The organism is Pseudodesulfovibrio sediminis (assembly GCF_020886695.1).
Classification (GTDB): domain Bacteria; phylum Desulfobacterota; class Desulfovibrionia; order Desulfovibrionales; family Desulfovibrionaceae; genus Pseudodesulfovibrio; species Pseudodesulfovibrio sediminis.
In genome coordinates this window covers 3,428,895-3,446,017 of the sequence record NZ_AP024485.1, presented here as the reverse complement: position 1 = coordinate 3,446,017, position 17,123 = coordinate 3,428,895, and the positions used below count along the sequence as shown (strand labels likewise).

The following is a 17,123-nucleotide window of genomic DNA, read 5'->3' as shown; positions in this document are numbered from 1 at the left end:
CTTATTGTTGTCAGGCAATGACGACTTTTTGTTTATGCTTCACGTTCAGGGGTTCGTTGTAGAGGGCGTGCATGATGGCCCAGGCCACATCCGCATGGCCGGTGGCCTCGGTCCGTCCTGCCGAATAAGTGACCATACCGCTGCCGGTCGTGTCCTGCCGGATGGTCAGGAAGGCGTGGGCAATGTCGGACTGTCCGGCGTCCCATTCCAGGCGTCCGCTCTCGATGACGTCCTTGCCCTTCAGGACCAATTCTATTTTGGTGGTGAGGCTGTAATGGATGGGCATGGCTGCCGGGAAAAACGCCTTCACGTTTTCATACACGCCATACCCCGGCCCGGTGACATCGATGCCGATGTGGACGAAATTGAAACGCTTGGTCAGTTCCTCAATCTGGTCAGCCTGCCAGGAGAAAGACTTATTGACCCATTTAAACCGGGCCAATATCCGAAACTTTCCGCCCGGCTTCAGTGGCGGCGCAAGAATAACAAAGGAAGAATCATCCCGGTGGCGGCTGGGGTCATACCCACCCCACACAGGCATGTCGCCGAATGGGCGCAGAGCGTCTGGATCAAAGTCTGTCCAGTCGTCAATGTCACAATAACAGGCTTCCAAATCGTGGAGCTTGAACACGGCCTGCGTGTCATCCACAAACTCGCACATGAACAGGTTGCGGAATTCATCCGGGCTGTATTCCAAACGCAGCTCATCACTGTCGAATAGATCACAGCCGCCATTTTCCGCGTCCTTCAGGGTGATGACATACCGCCATACTTTATCCGGCCCAACGGCTCCGGCCTGACACTCCTTGAAAGAGGGAAATTCCTTACGCTTGTTTTTGCGCCTCCATCGTTTGTTGAAACGGTCACCGGTCCATAGATCATAGGCGTCATGGGTGACTGCGGACGGCGTGGAGAACAGGGTGCGCCGCCACTTCTTGTGCGCGGCCATGCCGGTGGCGACCTTGTACAGCTCGTTGAATTTCGTGATCCAGAAATATTCATCGATGTACACATGCCCATGATAGGACTGCGCGGACTTGGAATTATTGGACAGAAAATAGAGCGTGGCAGGTCCCTTGGCCGTGTGCAGGACAATCTCATCCTTGCCCTTCAGCTCGATGTCGAATTTCTCTTTTGCCACGGCCACGATGTAGGCGCGGAACACGTCGGCCTGACGGCGGGTAGCTGAAAGGAAAATCTGATTGTCGCCCGTAAGCGTGGCGTCCTCGAAGGCCTCCTGGGCAAAGTACCAGGTGGCTCCGATCTGGCGGGACTTCAGAATGTTGCGGGTTCGGTGGTGTTTATTCCGGCGCAGCTCATGCTGGTATTCATAGTAGTGGGCGTGGAACTTATCTTTGAAGTCTTTGGCCGTAAGGTGAGAGACATCGTTCTTTATGACCTTGCCGCGCTTCTTATTCGGACGGCGCGTCCTGCCACCCACGACCGGCTTGCCCTGGTCGCGCTCCTCATTGGCGGCTTCCATCTCCCGGATCTTCATCTCACGCAAGCGCAGCATGTGATCCAGGAGCCGATCCATTTCCTTCAGCTCGCCGGAGGTCTTGTCCTCACGTTCCACCAGCACGGTGTATCGACGGGCCACGCAATGCACTGCCGACTCATCGACAAAAAGGGAATCCCATTGGCCGATGTTACGCCAATGGTACACCGTCCGTTTTGGGACAGACAAGGTCTTGCAAATCTCGCCGACCTTGTTTCCTTTCAAATAAAGCGACTTGGCAGCCTGTATGACTTCATCTGCATGCTGATTCATGCAGTATCAATACATTGACCTTATAGAGTATGCGCCTGATTCAATTCCGTTTTTTCATGAATAGGAATTGCTTTTATTGCATCTGCTTTTCCACCACGCGTACTCTTGCGCCATGCCGAATACATTCACCACCGATTGGAAAAAGATAGGGCAGTCCGGTCCAACCATGGACGGACGGGAGATCGAAGGCCAATGGCTGCTTGATGCTGCCGAGGGATACGATCCCGCGAAATACACCGCCGTGATCTGGATTGACCATTTCCGATTTTACGGCAACTTCGGCAAAGTCGTCGCGCTGAAAGCCGAAGAAAAGGACGGCATTGTCAGCCTGTACGCCAAGCTGCAGCCCAACGAATGGTTGCTGTCACAGAACAAGAACAAGCAAAAGCTGTTCACCTCCATGGAGCTGACCCCCGACTTTGCCAAATCCGGCAAGTGTTACCTGACCGGCCTGGCCGTGACGGACATCCCGGCCAGTCTCGGCACCTCGGAACTCCATTTTTCTCACCGGAAGCAGAACCCCGACGACCTTTTTGTTGACGGCGTCGAACTCGGCGACCTGCAGGAAGGCCAGTCGGACACTGAAGCCCCGTCATGGTTCACCAACGCCATGCGGAAATTCGGCCTCAATATTCCCCACAACCAGGGGGCAACCCCCGAACCCGAAGAGGACACCATGAACGAACAGCAGTTCAACCAGCTCATGGGCAGGCTCGACGATCAGGACAAGCGACTCGACTCGTTTGAACAGAAGTTCGCCGCGCAGCCGCCCGTTGAGGAACCCGGCACCGATGACGGTGCGCCCTCCGACGAAGGCACACAGGACTTCGCCGCCGATATCTCGGCAGCCATGAAGCCTTTCAGCGACAAGCTGGACGCCCTCAAGACCGACTTCTCCGCCCAGGTCGATGGCCTGACCAAGCGTTTCGAGCAGGTCAACCCCGGCACCAATGCCCCTGAAAACAATGCTCCCGCCACTCCCGGCGCGGACTTCCTGTAGGAGGGGCCATGAATTTTGCAACCCAACAGTTGTTTGCCGCGTTCCTCACCCAGCTCGCAACCAACTACAATGTGGGAAGCGTTGAAAAACAGTTCAGCGTGACCCCGGAGCTGGAACAGCGATTCCAGGACAAGATCGTTGAAAAGGAAGATTTCCTCCGCAAGATTAACGTGGTTGGCGTTGAAGAGCTTGCCGGAAAGAACGTCCTTGGTTCTGCCAACAGCCCTGCGTCCGGACGGACCAACACTTCGGACGGCAACACCGAACGGCAGCCCCGCAACATCCTCGGTCTTGAAGAATGGGAATACCAGCTCCACAAGACCAACTCCGATGTCTACATCGAATACGCAACACTCGACGCATGGGCCAAGAAGATCCCCAACCTCGGCGCGTTGTATACCGCGTATGTCCAGCAACAGATTGCCAACGACCGAGTCATGATCGGCTGGCACGGTGTCGAGGCTGCAGCCAACACCAACATTGAGACTTACCCACTCCTGCAGGACGTCAACAAAGGGTGGTTCCAGTACATGCGTGAAAAGCTGGCTGGCAACATCCTGACAGAAGGCGCGACCGCCGGAGAAATCCGCATCGGTCCCGGCGGCGATTACGAGAATTTGGACGATGCAGCCCATGACCTGCGACAGGGAATCCCCACCTATCTGCGCAACAATCTTGTCGTACTGGTCGGCGAAGAATTGATCGGCACCCGCACCGGCACCTTCTACAAGAAATGGGGCAACACCCCTTCCGAAAAAGCCGGTGTTGATCAGGCGTTGAGTTTGATGGGCGGCATGCCCTGGGACTCTCCGAGTTTCATCCCGGACCGCACCATGATCGTGACCAGCTACCAAAACCTCTCCATCTACCACCAGTCCGGCTCCTGGCGTCGTTACCTCAAGGACAAGCCTGAAAAGGACCGTTGGGAAGATTTCAACTCCCGCAATGAAGGCTACGTGGTTGAAGAACCCCGCGCTTTCGCAGGCATGGAATTCAAGGACAACAACGTCAAAATGCCGAACGCCGCTGGCGACGGTTGGGAATAATCTTCCTTGATTTGCACAGAGGGGGTGGCCCTGCTGCCCCCTCACCCACCTTTTACCTCTGGAGGAGTGAGCCATGAGTTTGATGAAGAAAAACCAGAAGAAATTTCAAGACGGCCAAACGCCCCCGTCCGCATCTGTTGTCGGCACACCCGGCGGCGCAAAGACTTCCATGGGCAAAGACCAGCTCTCCAAGCTGCTCGACGCTTCCCTGGGCGAAGATCTGAAAACCCTTTCGGGCTTCAACTCCCGTGAGGCCAAGACCCAGCACAAGCTGAACGCGCTTATCCCCAGGTATATCGACTATGTCCACCGCCTCATGGATCAGGGCTGGAAGCACGACCTGCTGCCCTATTACATGGTTTGGTCCTTTGATGTCGCCAGCGTGGAACTGGCCCTCAAAATAGGCTTCTATTGCATTGAAAACAACATCGACATGCCCACGGATATGTACAAAAGCGATGTCCAAACCGTCATGACCCGGTGCATGGAAACGTGGACCAAGAACCAATTGGATTCCGACCATTCCGTGGAACCGTATTTCTCCACCCTGTTCGACGCCATGACCGGCGCGGACGGCTCGGACGCATGGGACATCACCGATAAACTTTCCCGCCGAATCTACAAGCTCAGGGGCTTGCTCGAAGACGAAGCAGGCAACCTTGAAGCCGCGCAGAAGTATCTGCAAAAGGCCTACGACCTCGGCGAATCCGTCAAGACCAAGTTGGCAGAAGTGACCAAACGACTCGACGACTCCAAGGCCGCTGAAGCCGAGAAGGTCACGGCTGCCGAAGCCAAGCCGGACGGCGAAGATCCCAAGGACTCCGACAAGTAGCTCCTCCATACGCTGCTGCCCCCAAGGCCTGCTCGGGCAATAGCCTGTGACCAGGCCGAAGGGGGCAGCCAACAAAGGACCAACAATGAGCTTTTCAGGCAATACCACCAAAGAATCAACCACCACCGTGAATAATGACGGATGGTGGCCTGACCTTTCTGTTGCGGATTTCGAGAAACGATACCGGCTCCCCTTCGACTACGAGGAAATGATCCTTGTGGATGGGCTGCAGCTCGGCATGGCCTGGGCAAACACCCAGCTCAAGCACTGGCGCGAGGGGCTGGCCGAATTCGACTACGAGAACCTTGCCGCCGTTCCTTCTGACGCGCTGGGTGGCGAATCCGTCAAGCTCATCCATTACCGCCGGGCCGTGTATTGCCACGCCAAGGCCTTCCTGCTGCAACAATTCTCTACTGTTAACCGGCGCGAAGCCGCCAGAAACGAGGCGCGGGAAAACGAGGAAACCGAAAGCACATTCCTTGCCTACGCACAGCATGCCATTGCCTCTTTCAAGGGTGAAAGCCCCGTCACCGTGGAGCTTATATGAGGCTGTTGCAAGCTCTGACCGAAGCTCTGAAGGATGCAGGCGCAACCGGCAACGCCATCCATTCCTTTGCCGACGAAGGGACCATCATCCCCACGGGCAAAAACCTCGGCCACGGCATCGAGGTCGGACGCTTCAAGTATGAAGGCGTGATCCAGATAGAGGACTACAGCGACGATGGCCGGTTGTTTATAGCCTTTGTGACGGCGTGGCTTCAGGAGAACGACCCGGAACGCGAAAACATGGGCCTCAAGGATCCCGACATAGATATTTCATTGAACGATGACCGGACCGCCGACATTGATATGGCCATAGAGTTCGAGGAAGCCCTGGAGATCGTGCCGTACGAAGACGGCCCTATCACCTATAACGGCAAAAAATGGCGTATTGCAGACGTTCTCATCGACGTAGCCGACACGCTGGAAACCTTGGAAGGGGCAGCTGATGCCGTCGAGTAACGCCCCCCTTCGCCTCAAAACGGATCCGCGTGGACGGCTCCGACTGCATGAGCAATTGGACATCCTGTCCATGTCTCCCCGGACCCGGCGCAACATCACCATGCGCATGGGCCGCAAGGTGGCCAAAGCCGCCAAGGCGAACATTCGCCAGCAAAAAACCATCCATGGAACGTCCATGGAACCACGCAAGGACTCCCGCAACAAACGCAAGATGCTGCGCGGATTCGGACGACACATAAAACCGTACATGCGCGGCACGGACCGGGTGGAAGTCACCTTCGGCAATGACTACACCGCACGACTTGCCGGACGCCATCAATACGGTATCGCGGAACCATGGACCACGGCCAAGGCCCAAAAAATCTACAAGCGGCCCGACTATAAAGCCCCGACCACCAGAGCGCAGGCCAAGGCATTGAAGGCCGAAGGCTACCGGCTGCGCGTCCAGAAAAAACGCGGCAAGGGCTGCACACTCCGGCGCGTGTCCATCAAATGGATCATGGACCACCTGTCTGTTGGTCAGGCCGGGGCCATCCTGCGAGACATGCGAACAGGCACCAAGCGCGGCAAACAGCAATGGGAAGTCAAACCGGCTGCGCGCCCCTTCCTCGGACCGAAACCCGGAACAGAAAAAGAATTTCTCAACGAACTCGCCAGAGACACCATGGCCGAGATCACCAACCGTTAAAAGGAGACCACCATGTCGCTGGGCATTGTACAGGTAGACAAACTCAATCTGCTGCAGGGAGATATCGCGGACGTCGAACGCTACTTCCTGTTTCTCGGACGTGGCGCAGGGACGAACGAAGGTTCCATTCTGACCGTCAACACCGACACGAAACTGGACGAAGTTCTGGGCGCGGACGCTTCCAACCTGAAGACACAGGTTGCAGCGGCCAAGGCCAATGCAGGACAAAATTGGGCGGCAGCGGTCCTGCCTTTGGATGACATTGTCACCGTGGACGCGGCAGTGGATTACGCCATGGAAAACATGAACGCGGAAGCCATTGCCATCACCGATCCGGTCAAGACTTCCGCCGAGGTCGAGGCCTTCCAGCTCAAGGCCAAAAACATCATGGCGCAGTATATGCGGCCTGCGATCTTCATCCCCACATGCGAAGGCATCAAGGACACGGAATCGTGGAGCGATTTCACCACCGACCGCAACGCCATCCTCAACAATCTGGCCTGCGACCAGGTTAACCCGGTGGCGACCATATGGCCCGACGACCTGGGAGCCTACTGCGGACGGCTCTGCAACCGATCCGTCACTGTTGCCGACACGCCCATGCGCGTGAACACCGGCCCGGTGGTGGGCATCCGCTCCGAAAAACCCAAGGACAAGGACGGGCGCGCCGTTGACATGTCGGTCCTCAAGGCCCTGGACGCTGAACGCTGGTCAGTACCGCAATGGTATCCCGACTACCCCGGCGTGTATTTCGGTGACGGCAATGTCCTGGACGTACCGGGCGGTGACTTTCAGGTGATCGAATATCTACGCGTTGTCCACAAGGCCATGCGCAAAGTCTACCCGCTGGCCGTTGCCAAGATCGGAGACCGCAAGCTTAATTCCACCCCGACCTCTACCGCCTACCATGAAAACTATTTTATGCGGCCCCTGCGCGAGATGAGCAAATCCGTAAAAATCATGAACATCACCTTCCCCGGTGAAATCGAGCCACCCAAGGACGGCGACATCGTCATCACATGGGTCACGAAAACCGTGGTGAAAATCCACATGACTGTCCGGCCCTACAACTGCCCCAAGGACATCACCTGCAACATCCTGTTGGACCTGACCAACTACGCTGAATAGGAGGCATCATGAACCGTATCAGCGGAAAATCTTTTGACATCAACATCGGCGACCTGCTGCTCCACGTTGAAAAGGCAACCCTGTCCATCACAGATAATTCCAGCGTTGCCAAGGACCGGGGCATACCTAACGGGCGGCTTCTGGGAGACGTCGAAGCCTCGGGAGAAATCGAGGTGGACGCCACCGGCCTGGGCATCATCACGGAAGCGGCCAAGTCTGCCGGTTCATTCCGGGAACTCGAACCATTTGATTGCCTGTTTTATGCCAACTCCGGCAGCGAAGAAGAAATGAAGGTGGAGGCCTTTGGCTGTGCTTTCAAGATCGAGTCCCTGTTGGATATCGACCAAAAGGGCGGTGAAAAGCACACGACGAAACTGCCCTTTGATGTGACCAGCCCGGATTTTATCCGCATCAATGGCGTCCCGTACCTGGCCTCCTCCGAAACCAAAGATCTGATCTAGGAGCCTTGGCATGGCTGATTTTTGCGACATGGGATCCGAAGCTGAACGCCTGGGCCTGAAATCGGCTCTTGCCAAGGCCGGACTGAAGAACACCGGAAGGCCCAGCCGGGAGACGTGCGCCGAATGCGGCAACGTCATCCCGGAGGCCCGCCGCAAAGCCATCCCCGGCGTGGAGCTGTGCATACAGTGCCAGGTCGAGCTGGAGGAAGAATGATCACTACTATAGAACTCATCCGCGTTGAAAAAAGCGAAGCCGGGACATTCGGAGTCCTCAAGATTGACGGCAAAGCCTCCTGCGTGACCTTGGAACCCGAAGACAGAGGCAACGCCCAAAACGTGTCCTGCATCCCCGAAGGCGACTATGTGGTCAAGCGGGTCAACTCGCCCAAGTACGGAGACACCTTCGAGATCACTGGCGTACCGGGCCGATCTCACATCCTGTTGCACCCTGGGAACACCGAGACAGATACGAAAGGCTGCGTCCTTCTGGGCCGGAATTTCGGGCATCTCGGCCCCAACCGAGCTGTCCTGAGTTCCGGCAATACGTTCAAGAGCTTCCTGCAGACCATGGCCGACAACGAGTCCGCCCAGATGCATATTACAGATGCTTCCGGGGGTGTGCGATGAGCTTTCTCTCCGCAGTCACCGGATTCTTCACTGGAGAAAAGGGCTTGGTCGGCACCATCACCGACACAGTGAAGGCCTACTTCCCCCCGTCCATGAGCGACAAGGAAAAGGCCGAACTGGCTGCACGGATTAGCGAGGCAGAGCATAAGCAGGAAAAAGCCCTTATGGCTCTGGCCGTGGATGCAGACAAGGAGGTGACCCGCCGTGCTGCCGAACTGGAAGGCACTGCCAAGGATTTGGCTTCACTCCCTGTTGTCGGTCGCTTCATCATTTTCGCACGGGGCTGCCTGCGCCCGTTATTCGGATACTTCACCCTGTTTGTTGACTGGCAGATATTCAGCAACTCCTGGGACGTGTCCATGACCACGCTCACCGGCGAATTCACCGCTGAAGGCATCCTCATCATCGTGCTGAACATTCTTGTCCTGGGCTTCCTGTTCGGGGAACGGACCGTGAAAAACCTCATGCCGCTCTTCACCAAGTTCATGGAGACCAGAGGCAAGTGAGCGCAATGGACAGTCAAGACCTGCAGAACATGCTTGTCCGCATCGATGAACGGGTGAAAGCCATTCAATCCGACATCCGAGAGATCAACGAGTCCCGGCAGTGTGCAAGCAACCAGGTAAAAATAAAGACCCTTGAACGCATGGTGTGGGGCTGCGTGGCATTTGTTGCCGCGATTGGAGTCCGCACGGCGATTGAGATCATGAAAAACTAAGTAACTGGAGGAAACTATGAACAAGACCATTACCCTGGAAGTCAACGGCACGGACCTGACTTTCGAAATGACCCCGGATGCATACAACAAGTTCATCAATGAGATGCAGCCCACCAACAAAGTGGCCCCTGCCCACTCGCTGCTCATGCGCACCGTGACCGACGACACCAAAGACGACCTGAAGGATCTGCTCAAGAAGCCTGGCGCGGCTCTCGAACTCGTTGGCAGCCTGGTCAGTGAATACACCCCTGATCTGTCCATCATCGTGGGAAAGTCGAAAAAGTCGCCGAACGAATAGGCGGCGACGCCGTGGCCCAGCTCCTGGCCTTGCATCAAAAGTGGATGCCAGGCCAGGAAACGTCCACGGAAAGCATGGGCACCGCCCTGTTTTTGGAAAAGGAATATTGGGACAAAATGAGCATTGCCATAACCAACGGCATTGCCAAAGCCATGAAGGGATAAGATGAGCGCGAAGCTGCAAAAGCTCTCCTTTATTATTGACCTGCTGGACCGGGTGTCCGGCCCGGTGGGCAAAATCCAGAAGAAGCTCAATTTCATGGCTGACGCCTCGCAAAAAGCCTTTTCCCAGGTCGGCACCGGCGCGGCTGGGATGGGGGCTGCAGGCTATGGCTTGCTCAAATTCATCCAGCCAGCCGAGGAAATGCGCCAAGCCGTGGGCGAAGTTGCATCCCTGGAAGTTGACCCGGCTGTTCTGAAAGGGCTTTCCAGCAGTGCTTTGCAATATTCCATCAAGTATGGCCGTGCCGCCGATGGGTTTGTGTCCTCTTCCTATGACATCCAGTCTGCCATCAATGGGCTGCAAGGCAACGAACTTGCCCTCTTCACCAATGCAGGCAACGTCCTGGCAACCGCCACCAAGTCGGACGGGGGAACCATCACTGACTACATGGGGACCATGTATGGCATCTTCCAGGAGGAAGCCGAACGCATGGGCAAAGGCAACTGGATCGAACAGTTGGCCGGACAGACAGCTACAGCGGTGCAGATGTTCAAGACAACCGGCTCCAAGTGGGCTGCTGGATGGACCGCATTAGGGGCTAACGCCACCTCCGCAGGGGTTGGAATCACCGAACAAATGGCCGTGCTTGGCAAACTCCAGGCCACCATGTCCGGCTCCGAGGCTGGAACCAAGTACAAGGCTTTTCTGACCGGCGCAGGCAAGGCCCAGGACAAGCTCAATCTTTCCTTTGTTGATTCCAACGGCAACATGCTTGGCATGCTGGATATCTTGGGTAAGCTCAAAGGAAAATTCGGCGATAGCATGAGTGTGGATGAATCCGACCTTCTGAAGGACGCATTCGGCTCCGATGAAGCCGTGTCACTTATCAAGCTCCTCATGGCAGATACCAAAGGGCTTGCCGTTTCCATGGACAAACTCGGCCAGGTCAAGGGCATGGAAAAGGCTGAAAAAATGGCCGCGCACATGGTCACCCCGCTGCAACGGGCCTCACAAGGAGTCAAGGGAATTACCATCGCTCTGGGCAATGGATTGGCTCCGGCTTTGGACCCGATTATTAACGGCTTTGCCGACGCTTCCGCTTCCATGGTTGAATGGATGGGGAAATACCCCAACCTCACGCGGTGGATCGGCTACGGGATTATCGTGGTCACAGCCATGGTCGCCGCCATGGGTGCGCTGGCGTTGGTGAGTGGTTTGATGAAACTGTCCATGATTTCTCTGGCCGGTCCTATCGGCGCGGCCAAGTGGGCCATGGCCCTGTTTACCAAGGAAGGCATACTCGGCAAAGCCGTCATGATGGCTTTCCAGGGTGTCATGTGGCTCGTCAACGCGGCCATGGCCGCAAACCCCGTTGTCCTCATCACGCTCGCCATCATCGCCCTTATCGCTGCCGTGGCTGCTGCCGTCTACTGGTGGGATGACCTGAAGGCCGCATTCCTGGACACGTCCTGGGGTCAGGCAATCATGTCCGTCATTGATTGGGTCCTTGATGGACTGATGGCCCTTATCAACCCCATTGGCTTCGTGGTGGACAACTTCAGCGCCATCGCTTCTTTTCTGGGGTTTGGATCCGAATCAGAGGCCCCTACGTCTTCCCCTTCTCTGGACGCGTCCAGACGGGCTGTAGTCCCACCGGGCGGTGTCGCCAACCAGATAGCCAAAACCGTGAACGCTAACCGAAGCGAATCCCGCACCATCGGCAAACAGGAAAACCACTTCCATGGCGTGGATACTATGACGATGAAAGAACAACTTATGATGGAAGGCTAGGCCATGGCTGAAGAAAAGTATTTTGACCTCCTCATCACAGACGATGACATCACACTTGACGCCGGAGGCATCCCGGAGCGGTGTTCTAACCGGGATTCCATCGCCCAGGACATCGTCCACATGATCCGGGAAACCGGCCTGCTGGTCGAGCTGGTGGGCAATCGGGACGAACGGAAGAAAGCCGAGAACGTGGTCAAGCTGACCATGGATGTGGACAACGATGAGCGGATTGTTCCTGGAACATGCGCAATCACTGAACCGTCCTTGGGTGTTTTCTACCTGCAGGCCGAAACTGTCGAGTTCGGTCCCATCTACACAACCGTGGAGATTTCATGAGCCAGAAATTATTCGAGAAAATGCTGACCGAAGCAGGCGTCCCCACCACCGAAGCGGAGATGGAGGCGCAGTGGAAGCAGATCAACGAGGACGAAGGCAGCCTCATCACCAACGATTCCAGTTGGAGTCCCTTCTGGCGTCTCATCACGGCCATTGTTACCGCTCCCTGCAAGATGCTGGTCGACCTGCTCATCGAGACGGCCCTGCCGAATCTCTTTCTGAAATACGCCAAAGGCGCATGGCTCGACGTCTACGCCTGGGCCGTGGATCTGGAGCGCAAAGCCGCTTCCAAGGCCCTAGGCGTCGTCACCTTCACCCGCGAGACGTCCGCCGGAGAACTGACCATTCCCGCCGGAACGGTCATCGAAAGCCCGACGCTGGCCGGGTACATCTATCGCGTTCTCGTCACCCAGGACACCACCTGCCCGGATGGCTCATTGACCTTCACCGCCCCCGTGGAGGCCGAGCAGGTAGGGGCCGCGTATAACCTCGGTCCTGGGTACTATTCCATCCTGGAGTCGCCCATTCCCGGCGTTGCGTCCGTCACCAACGCAGCCGATTGGCTGTCCACCCCAGGAGCCAACGAAGAGAGCAACGAGGAGCTGCGCCTGCGCTGCCGCAATCAATTCAGCGCCGTGGGGCAGCTCCACCATGACGCGGCCTACAAGGTCATCATCGGGGGCTACACCGGGATCCGGCTCGACTACCTGTACTTCGAGCATGACGGACCTCGCGGCCCCGGCACCGCCAACTGTTTCATTATGCTGGACACCGGCGCGCCTCCGCAGGAGTTCGTGGACAACATCAACACCTACGTGCGTGATTCAGGCAACCACGGCCACGGCGACGACATGATTTGTTACCCCATGCCAGAAACGGCCTACGACCTGGGAGTCATCGTCTACCCAAAGCCCAACCTTTCCGAAGAGCGGGAGGAGGCCCTGCAGCAGGACGCGGACGACTTAATCCGATGTGCATTCAGGGAAAATACCGACTTCGACATGACCAAGACCAAGCCGTACAGCCGCTTTTCATTTTCTCAAATGGACAAGGAGCTGCATGCAAATCTTACCGACCTTCTCTCTGTTGAGTTCGACAGGGCAACGGACATTGTGTCGGCAATGGACCTGCCCGTCCTCGGTACACTCTCCGTAGCGCTACCGCCGGATGAGGAGGCTGCGTAATGGCAGACGAACAGACAACGCCCGAAGTAACCCTGCCCTTCTGGATGTCCGGGGTGGAGTTGAGCAAGCTCGCCAAGGCCGCGCAGAAGTGGTTCTCCAGGGTCATGGCCTGGGCTATCTGGCCTGCCCAGCAGATGAACCCGGGAACCTGTACCGAAACAGTCCTGGATCTCATAGCCTGGCAACGGGACATTGACCGCTTCTCCGGCGAGCCGCTTGCCCTGTACCGACTGCGCGTGAAGTACGCCTACGTCAATGCGAAAGACGCCGGGAGCGTGGCCGGGTTCAAACGCATCTTCCAGCGTTTGGGTGTGGACTACCTCGAAATAGAGGAACGGATGCCGGGCCGGGATTGGGACGTCATCGGCCTACAACTCTCCGACACCCAACTGGCGGACAATCAGGCCCTGCTGCAGGAACTCATCCAACACTATAGCCGAACCTGCCGACGATATGAATGGACCCTCATCTCGCCACTGACTGTAAACGTCAGGGTGGAGACATTTGACAACGACTATCAGACATTTTGCGCAGGCGTCCCGCCCTTGACCATCGGGCCACGCTTGGAAGAATTCAACAACGACTCGGCGGTCATTGCCGCCAAGCTGTAAGGAGCCACCATGAGCAGTGCCATTACCAACGCAGGCGAGAACCTTATCGCCCTGCACCAAAATCAGGAAACCGGATTGGTCATCGACACGTTCATCCTCGCCAATGTGGACGGACTCGACGCGGCTGCAGCCGTAGACCGGACCGAGGGAATGCCGAATGTCGGGGATATCGTCTATTCGTATCCGATCCCGGAAGAAAACAGAGGCTACATCAACCCGAATCAAGTGGTTTATTCCATGCTGTTGACCTCGGACATCGGGGACTTCGACTTCAACTGGATCGGGCTATACTCATCCGAGGACGACGCCGTGGTAGCTATCACGTATTGCCCTACCCTTTCCAAGTGGAAAACGGCTCACCCGACCATGGGCAACGCTCTTACTCGCAATTTCATGCTGGAATACTCCGGCATTCAGGACGTGACACAGATCAACGTGAATGCGGACACCTGGCAGATTGATTTCACGGCGCGGATGAAGGGCATAGACGAACGCGAACGACTTTCTAACTTCGATATTTACGGCGGGGCCTGCTTCTTCGACGATGGTTTTCTGGTCATTGACGACGCGGGGACCTTCAAGCTGCAGCTCGGCCTCGGCTATGTTGAGGGGATCCGTATTGTTCAGGCAGCGTCCCAGGAGCTGGCTCCGACACTTCCTGCCGAAGTGTTCCTGGACGTTGCCCTGCAGCCCCAGGGATCCGACCGGGTAGCCGTGGTCCAGGTTGTGTACACGGATCCCGGCGACTATGTGGACGGGACCAACGACAACCACTACGGCCAGAAGATTGCCGAAATCGCTGCAGACAGGACCGTTACCGACTTCCGGCCCATGACACCGGACGGAGAGCTGGGGAACGTCTACGCGGTAAAAGATCACGACCACACGACGGATGAAGTTGTCGACTTACTCTCCGATCCCCACGAATTCGCCAAAGGCCAGCGGTACGCCCAGACTCTCCTGAGAATAACCGCCGGGGCCGTGGTGTGGGACTGCGAAGCCAACCCCAGCGCGGTCCTGCTATTGGACACGGATGTGACCAGTTTCACCATTTCCAACTACAAGCCCGGCGGGTCTTATGACCTGACCGTGGTTCAGGATGCCACTGGCGGGTGGGCGTGCGCGACACCGGCTGTGATCTTGTGGGCGGATGAAACAGCCTATGAAGGGACTGCCGACCCGCTTGCCATCGACCGCATTTATATTGCGCCCTTCACCGCCCCCAACGACGCTACGGTCAAGCCCCTGGCATCCGTTGAGTATAATTTCAAGGCGGTAGCCTAATGTCTTGGCTGCGCCGAAAAATTCAAAGGTCCAGGCAGGGCAATGGGAACTGGTTCGGGGACCGTAGCGACGGCGACATCCGCATTGTTTCGTCTGCTGGTGCCGAGCAGTCGTACGACGGTGGCGTCACATGGCAGCCCATTCCAGGCTGGACCATCGTTGGCAGCGTGGCCATGGTCCCGTCCGTCGAGGACGGCGATATGGTCATCATCAATGGGGTAAACGGCCAAATCGACGCTGGGTATACCCTGACCACAACCAATCGCTGCCGGGGATTGCAGCTCCTGTTCGACGCCACTTTGACCATCGACGGCACTGTGTCCATGACTGCACGTGGATGCAAAGCCAATCCCGCAGATGCCGTAATCACAAGCAACACGCCGGTTGCCCCGTCCGACGGCAGCGCCGTTGGGCCGAATGGCCCTACCTGGGCACGGTTTGCCAAGGGGTTTACGGAGTCCGGCCTTTCCGACATGTCGGGCTGTGGGACCGACGCCGTGATCAGCGAGGCAAATCAGCCGGAAGTGCTCGGGAACGGCGTAGTTGTATCCATCCAACCCGTGGGCGGATTGGGTGGTGCCCGGCTCACTGTCAGTACCAGTGCAGGCAATCCCGGTCAGACAGCGGCCAGCGGATTGGGCGGCGGCGGTGGCGGTGCGGTGAACATCGGCATATCCGGCACCATTAAATCCGGGGCTGGTTCGGCGGCCACCTGTTTCTCCAGCGGAGTGGGTGGCGGCGGCCATTACAACGGCTACAATTCAACGCCTCCCGGTGACGGCCAGCCATATGGCGGTCAGGGCGGTTGTTCCGACGATCCGTCCAGTGGTGTGGCCACAGGAGGTCCTGGCGCTGGCAACCCCGGCGGAGCCACATACACCGGTGCCGCCGGGGGCGAGGCAGCCGAGGAAGGCACGGCTGCACCGATATTTATCTGCGCCAGAAAGATTCTTGGAACAGGTGCAGTTGAATCCAAAGGATCACTAGGCGGCAGGGGATCCAAAGATCGTTCGCAGGGTTTGCTCTGTGGCGGTGGGTCCACTGGTGGCGGGGCTACTATCCTCATGAGCAGCGAAATAGCCGACACAATCACCATCGACATTTCGGGCGGCACTTCCGTGGCCCTTGGAGGGGCAGGAGGTGACGGGTTCGGCCTCAAACAAATCATTGACGCATAAAGCGAGGACTCCATGAACGTGACTAAAATCAGATTTCCCAATGGTGATGTCGGCCAGGCTTCGGACTTTGAGTTCGACGGTTCGACCATTCCCGCGAACTACCTGAACCGCAGGGACGGTGAGCCCGAAGCGGATTGGCTTTCGCGGTTGGCAAAGGTCGGCACGATACCGGTGCGGCGCGAGCCGTTTTCCGGCGACCCCAATACGCACGACCAGGGCAGCCCGATGGAAACCGAGGCGAACGGTTGGCTGGTCATCAGCTACCCGAACCCCGTTGCCAAGGTGCCGCATTGGCACACCGGCAATCTGGCCGTGAAATACTTTTCCGAGGGTGCGGATGTTCCTGAGAACTACACCCCCTTGGAGCCGCCCCATGAGCAGTTCTCCATCTGGAACGGATCGGAGTGGAACATTGACCTGGATGCCGCCTACGCAAGCAGGCAGGGCGAGATCGTGTCCGGTTCGGACGCGGCCCTGGAGCCGCACGCCATTAAGTACGGCGCATTCGAACAGACATCATGGGCCAAGCAGCTCAAGGAGGCTGAGGCACATGAAAATCACAACTCCACAGAGACAACCCCCTGGCTTGATGCCACAACCGAGACCGCCGAGGGAAAAAATGCCTTGGCCGCCAAAATCATTGCAAACGACGTAGCTTGGTCCACCCTCTCCGGCATCGTTGCCCGGCAGCGCAGGAACTACCAAGCGGAGCTTGACAAAATCCGCGACGATGACTCCAAGACCGACGCCGAGAAGGTTGCGGCCATAGACGGCATGCAGGTGTCCTATGTCGCCTAGCACCAACGGCTGCACTGGCCTTCCCTGGAGGACGTCCTTCGAGGGCTGTTGCAACCAGCACGATATCGCCTATGCGCTGGGCTATTCCCGCTCAGACGCCGATTGGATACTACGCGAATGCATCAAAGATCAGGGCAAGCCGGTGGTGGCCTGGATAGTATGGGCAACTGTCCGCACCTTCGGGTGGTGCTTCTGGAACAAGGAATAA

General features: G+C 57.2%; 23 protein-coding genes. 22 read left to right on the top strand and 1 reads right to left on the bottom strand.

Annotated features, from left to right (window positions below; all coding sequences use genetic code 11):
- Positions 1-10: 10 nt before the first annotated feature.
- The gene (locus SRBAKS_RS16160) at positions 11-1,771 is read right to left on the bottom strand and encodes a terminase large subunit domain-containing protein (RefSeq protein WP_229591926.1); all 1,761 of its coding nucleotides are present in this window, start codon (positions 1,769-1,771) and stop codon (positions 11-13) included.
- A gap of 112 nt (positions 1,772-1,883) precedes the next feature.
- On the opposite strand from SRBAKS_RS16160, the gene SRBAKS_RS16155 reads away from it, so the two are divergent.
- The 22 genes from SRBAKS_RS16155 (at position 1,884) to SRBAKS_RS16050 (ending at position 17,123) form a co-directional block, all read left to right on the top strand.
- Positions 1,884-2,771, top strand: a complete 888-nt coding sequence (locus SRBAKS_RS16155) for a GPO family capsid scaffolding protein (RefSeq protein ID WP_229591925.1) — start codon at positions 1,884-1,886, stop codon at positions 2,769-2,771.
- 8 nt (positions 2,772-2,779) lie between these two features.
- A complete protein-coding gene (locus SRBAKS_RS16150; RefSeq protein ID WP_229591924.1) occupies positions 2,780-3,817 on the top strand; it encodes a phage major capsid protein, P2 family in 1,038 nt (345 codons plus the stop codon).
- 73 nt (positions 3,818-3,890) lie between these two features.
- Positions 3,891-4,649 (top strand): phage terminase small subunit, encoded by a 759-nt coding sequence (gpM, locus tag SRBAKS_RS16145; protein WP_229591923.1) that lies wholly within the window; start codon positions 3,891-3,893, stop codon positions 4,647-4,649.
- An 85-nt stretch (positions 4,650-4,734) separates the two neighbouring features.
- Positions 4,735-5,196 carry a head completion/stabilization protein gene (locus tag SRBAKS_RS16140; protein ID WP_229591922.1) on the top strand — a complete coding sequence of 154 codons (462 nt, stop codon included), beginning with the start codon at positions 4,735-4,737 and terminating at the stop codon, positions 5,194-5,196.
- Positions 5,193-5,651 (top strand): phage tail protein, encoded by a 459-nt coding sequence (locus SRBAKS_RS16135; protein WP_229591921.1) that lies wholly within the window; start codon positions 5,193-5,195, stop codon positions 5,649-5,651. Before SRBAKS_RS16140 ends, SRBAKS_RS16135 begins: the two co-directional genes overlap by 4 nt.
- The gene (locus SRBAKS_RS16130; protein WP_229591920.1) at positions 5,638-6,339 is read left to right on the top strand and encodes a phage virion morphogenesis protein; all 702 of its coding nucleotides are present in this window, start codon (positions 5,638-5,640) and stop codon (positions 6,337-6,339) included. Before SRBAKS_RS16135 ends, SRBAKS_RS16130 begins: the two co-directional genes overlap by 14 nt.
- Positions 6,340-6,351: 12 nt before the next feature.
- Positions 6,352-7,467, top strand: a complete 1,116-nt coding sequence (locus SRBAKS_RS16125) for a DUF2586 domain-containing protein (protein ID WP_229591919.1) — start codon at positions 6,352-6,354, stop codon at positions 7,465-7,467.
- Between the two features lie 8 nt (positions 7,468-7,475).
- Positions 7,476-7,928, top strand: a complete 453-nt coding sequence (locus SRBAKS_RS16120) for a DUF2597 family protein (RefSeq protein ID WP_229591918.1) — start codon at positions 7,476-7,478, stop codon at positions 7,926-7,928.
- Positions 7,929-7,938: 10 nt separating this feature from the next.
- Complete coding sequence (locus SRBAKS_RS16115; protein ID WP_229591917.1) at positions 7,939-8,142, top strand: TraR/DksA C4-type zinc finger protein; 204 nt, start codon at positions 7,939-7,941, stop codon at positions 8,140-8,142.
- Positions 8,139-8,555 (top strand): DUF5675 family protein, encoded by a 417-nt coding sequence (locus SRBAKS_RS16110; protein ID WP_229591916.1) that lies wholly within the window; start codon positions 8,139-8,141, stop codon positions 8,553-8,555. Before SRBAKS_RS16115 ends, SRBAKS_RS16110 begins: the two co-directional genes overlap by 4 nt.
- On the top strand, positions 8,552-9,061 hold the full coding sequence (locus SRBAKS_RS16105) for a hypothetical protein (protein ID WP_229591915.1): 510 nt from the start codon (positions 8,552-8,554) through the stop codon (positions 9,059-9,061). The genes SRBAKS_RS16110 and SRBAKS_RS16105 overlap by 4 nt, the downstream gene beginning before the upstream one ends.
- Positions 9,062-9,066: 5 nt before the next feature.
- Positions 9,067-9,273, top strand: a complete 207-nt coding sequence (locus tag SRBAKS_RS16100) for a hypothetical protein (protein ID WP_229591914.1) — start codon at positions 9,067-9,069, stop codon at positions 9,271-9,273.
- A gap of 16 nt (positions 9,274-9,289) precedes the next feature.
- The gene (locus tag SRBAKS_RS16095; protein ID WP_229591913.1) at positions 9,290-9,571 is read left to right on the top strand and encodes a putative phage tail assembly chaperone; all 282 of its coding nucleotides are present in this window, start codon (positions 9,290-9,292) and stop codon (positions 9,569-9,571) included.
- Positions 9,572-9,582: 11 nt separating this feature from the next.
- Positions 9,583-9,735, top strand: a complete 153-nt coding sequence (locus tag SRBAKS_RS16090; RefSeq protein ID WP_229591912.1) for a DUF6890 family protein — start codon at positions 9,583-9,585, stop codon at positions 9,733-9,735.
- A gap of 1 nt (position 9,736) precedes the next feature.
- On the top strand, positions 9,737-11,524 hold the full coding sequence (locus SRBAKS_RS16085) for a phage tail tape measure protein (RefSeq protein WP_229591911.1): 1,788 nt from the start codon (positions 9,737-9,739) through the stop codon (positions 11,522-11,524).
- 3 nt (positions 11,525-11,527) lie between these two features.
- A complete protein-coding gene (locus SRBAKS_RS16080) occupies positions 11,528-11,860 on the top strand; it encodes a DUF2590 family protein (RefSeq protein WP_229591910.1) in 333 nt (110 codons plus the stop codon).
- Positions 11,857-13,044, top strand: coding sequence for a baseplate J/gp47 family protein (locus SRBAKS_RS16075; protein WP_229591909.1), 1,188 nt, complete (start codon positions 11,857-11,859; stop codon positions 13,042-13,044). Before SRBAKS_RS16080 ends, SRBAKS_RS16075 begins: the two co-directional genes overlap by 4 nt.
- The gene (locus SRBAKS_RS16070; RefSeq protein ID WP_229591908.1) at positions 13,044-13,655 is read left to right on the top strand and encodes a phage tail protein; all 612 of its coding nucleotides are present in this window, start codon (positions 13,044-13,046) and stop codon (positions 13,653-13,655) included. Before SRBAKS_RS16075 ends, SRBAKS_RS16070 begins: the two co-directional genes overlap by 1 nt.
- A 9-nt stretch (positions 13,656-13,664) precedes the next feature.
- On the top strand, positions 13,665-14,939 hold the full coding sequence (locus tag SRBAKS_RS16065) for a phage tail-collar fiber domain-containing protein (RefSeq protein WP_229591907.1): 1,275 nt from the start codon (positions 13,665-13,667) through the stop codon (positions 14,937-14,939).
- Positions 14,939-16,117 carry a hypothetical protein gene (locus SRBAKS_RS16060; RefSeq protein WP_229591906.1) on the top strand — a complete coding sequence of 393 codons (1,179 nt, stop codon included), beginning with the start codon at positions 14,939-14,941 and terminating at the stop codon, positions 16,115-16,117. Before SRBAKS_RS16065 ends, SRBAKS_RS16060 begins: the two co-directional genes overlap by 1 nt.
- A 12-nt stretch (positions 16,118-16,129) precedes the next feature.
- Positions 16,130-16,915: a hypothetical protein gene (locus SRBAKS_RS16055; protein ID WP_229591905.1), complete on the top strand. Its 786-nt coding sequence runs from the start codon at positions 16,130-16,132 to the stop codon at positions 16,913-16,915.
- The gene (locus SRBAKS_RS16050) at positions 16,905-17,123 is read left to right on the top strand and encodes a RuvA C-terminal domain-containing protein (protein WP_229591904.1); all 219 of its coding nucleotides are present in this window, start codon (positions 16,905-16,907) and stop codon (positions 17,121-17,123) included. The genes SRBAKS_RS16055 and SRBAKS_RS16050 overlap by 11 nt, the downstream gene beginning before the upstream one ends.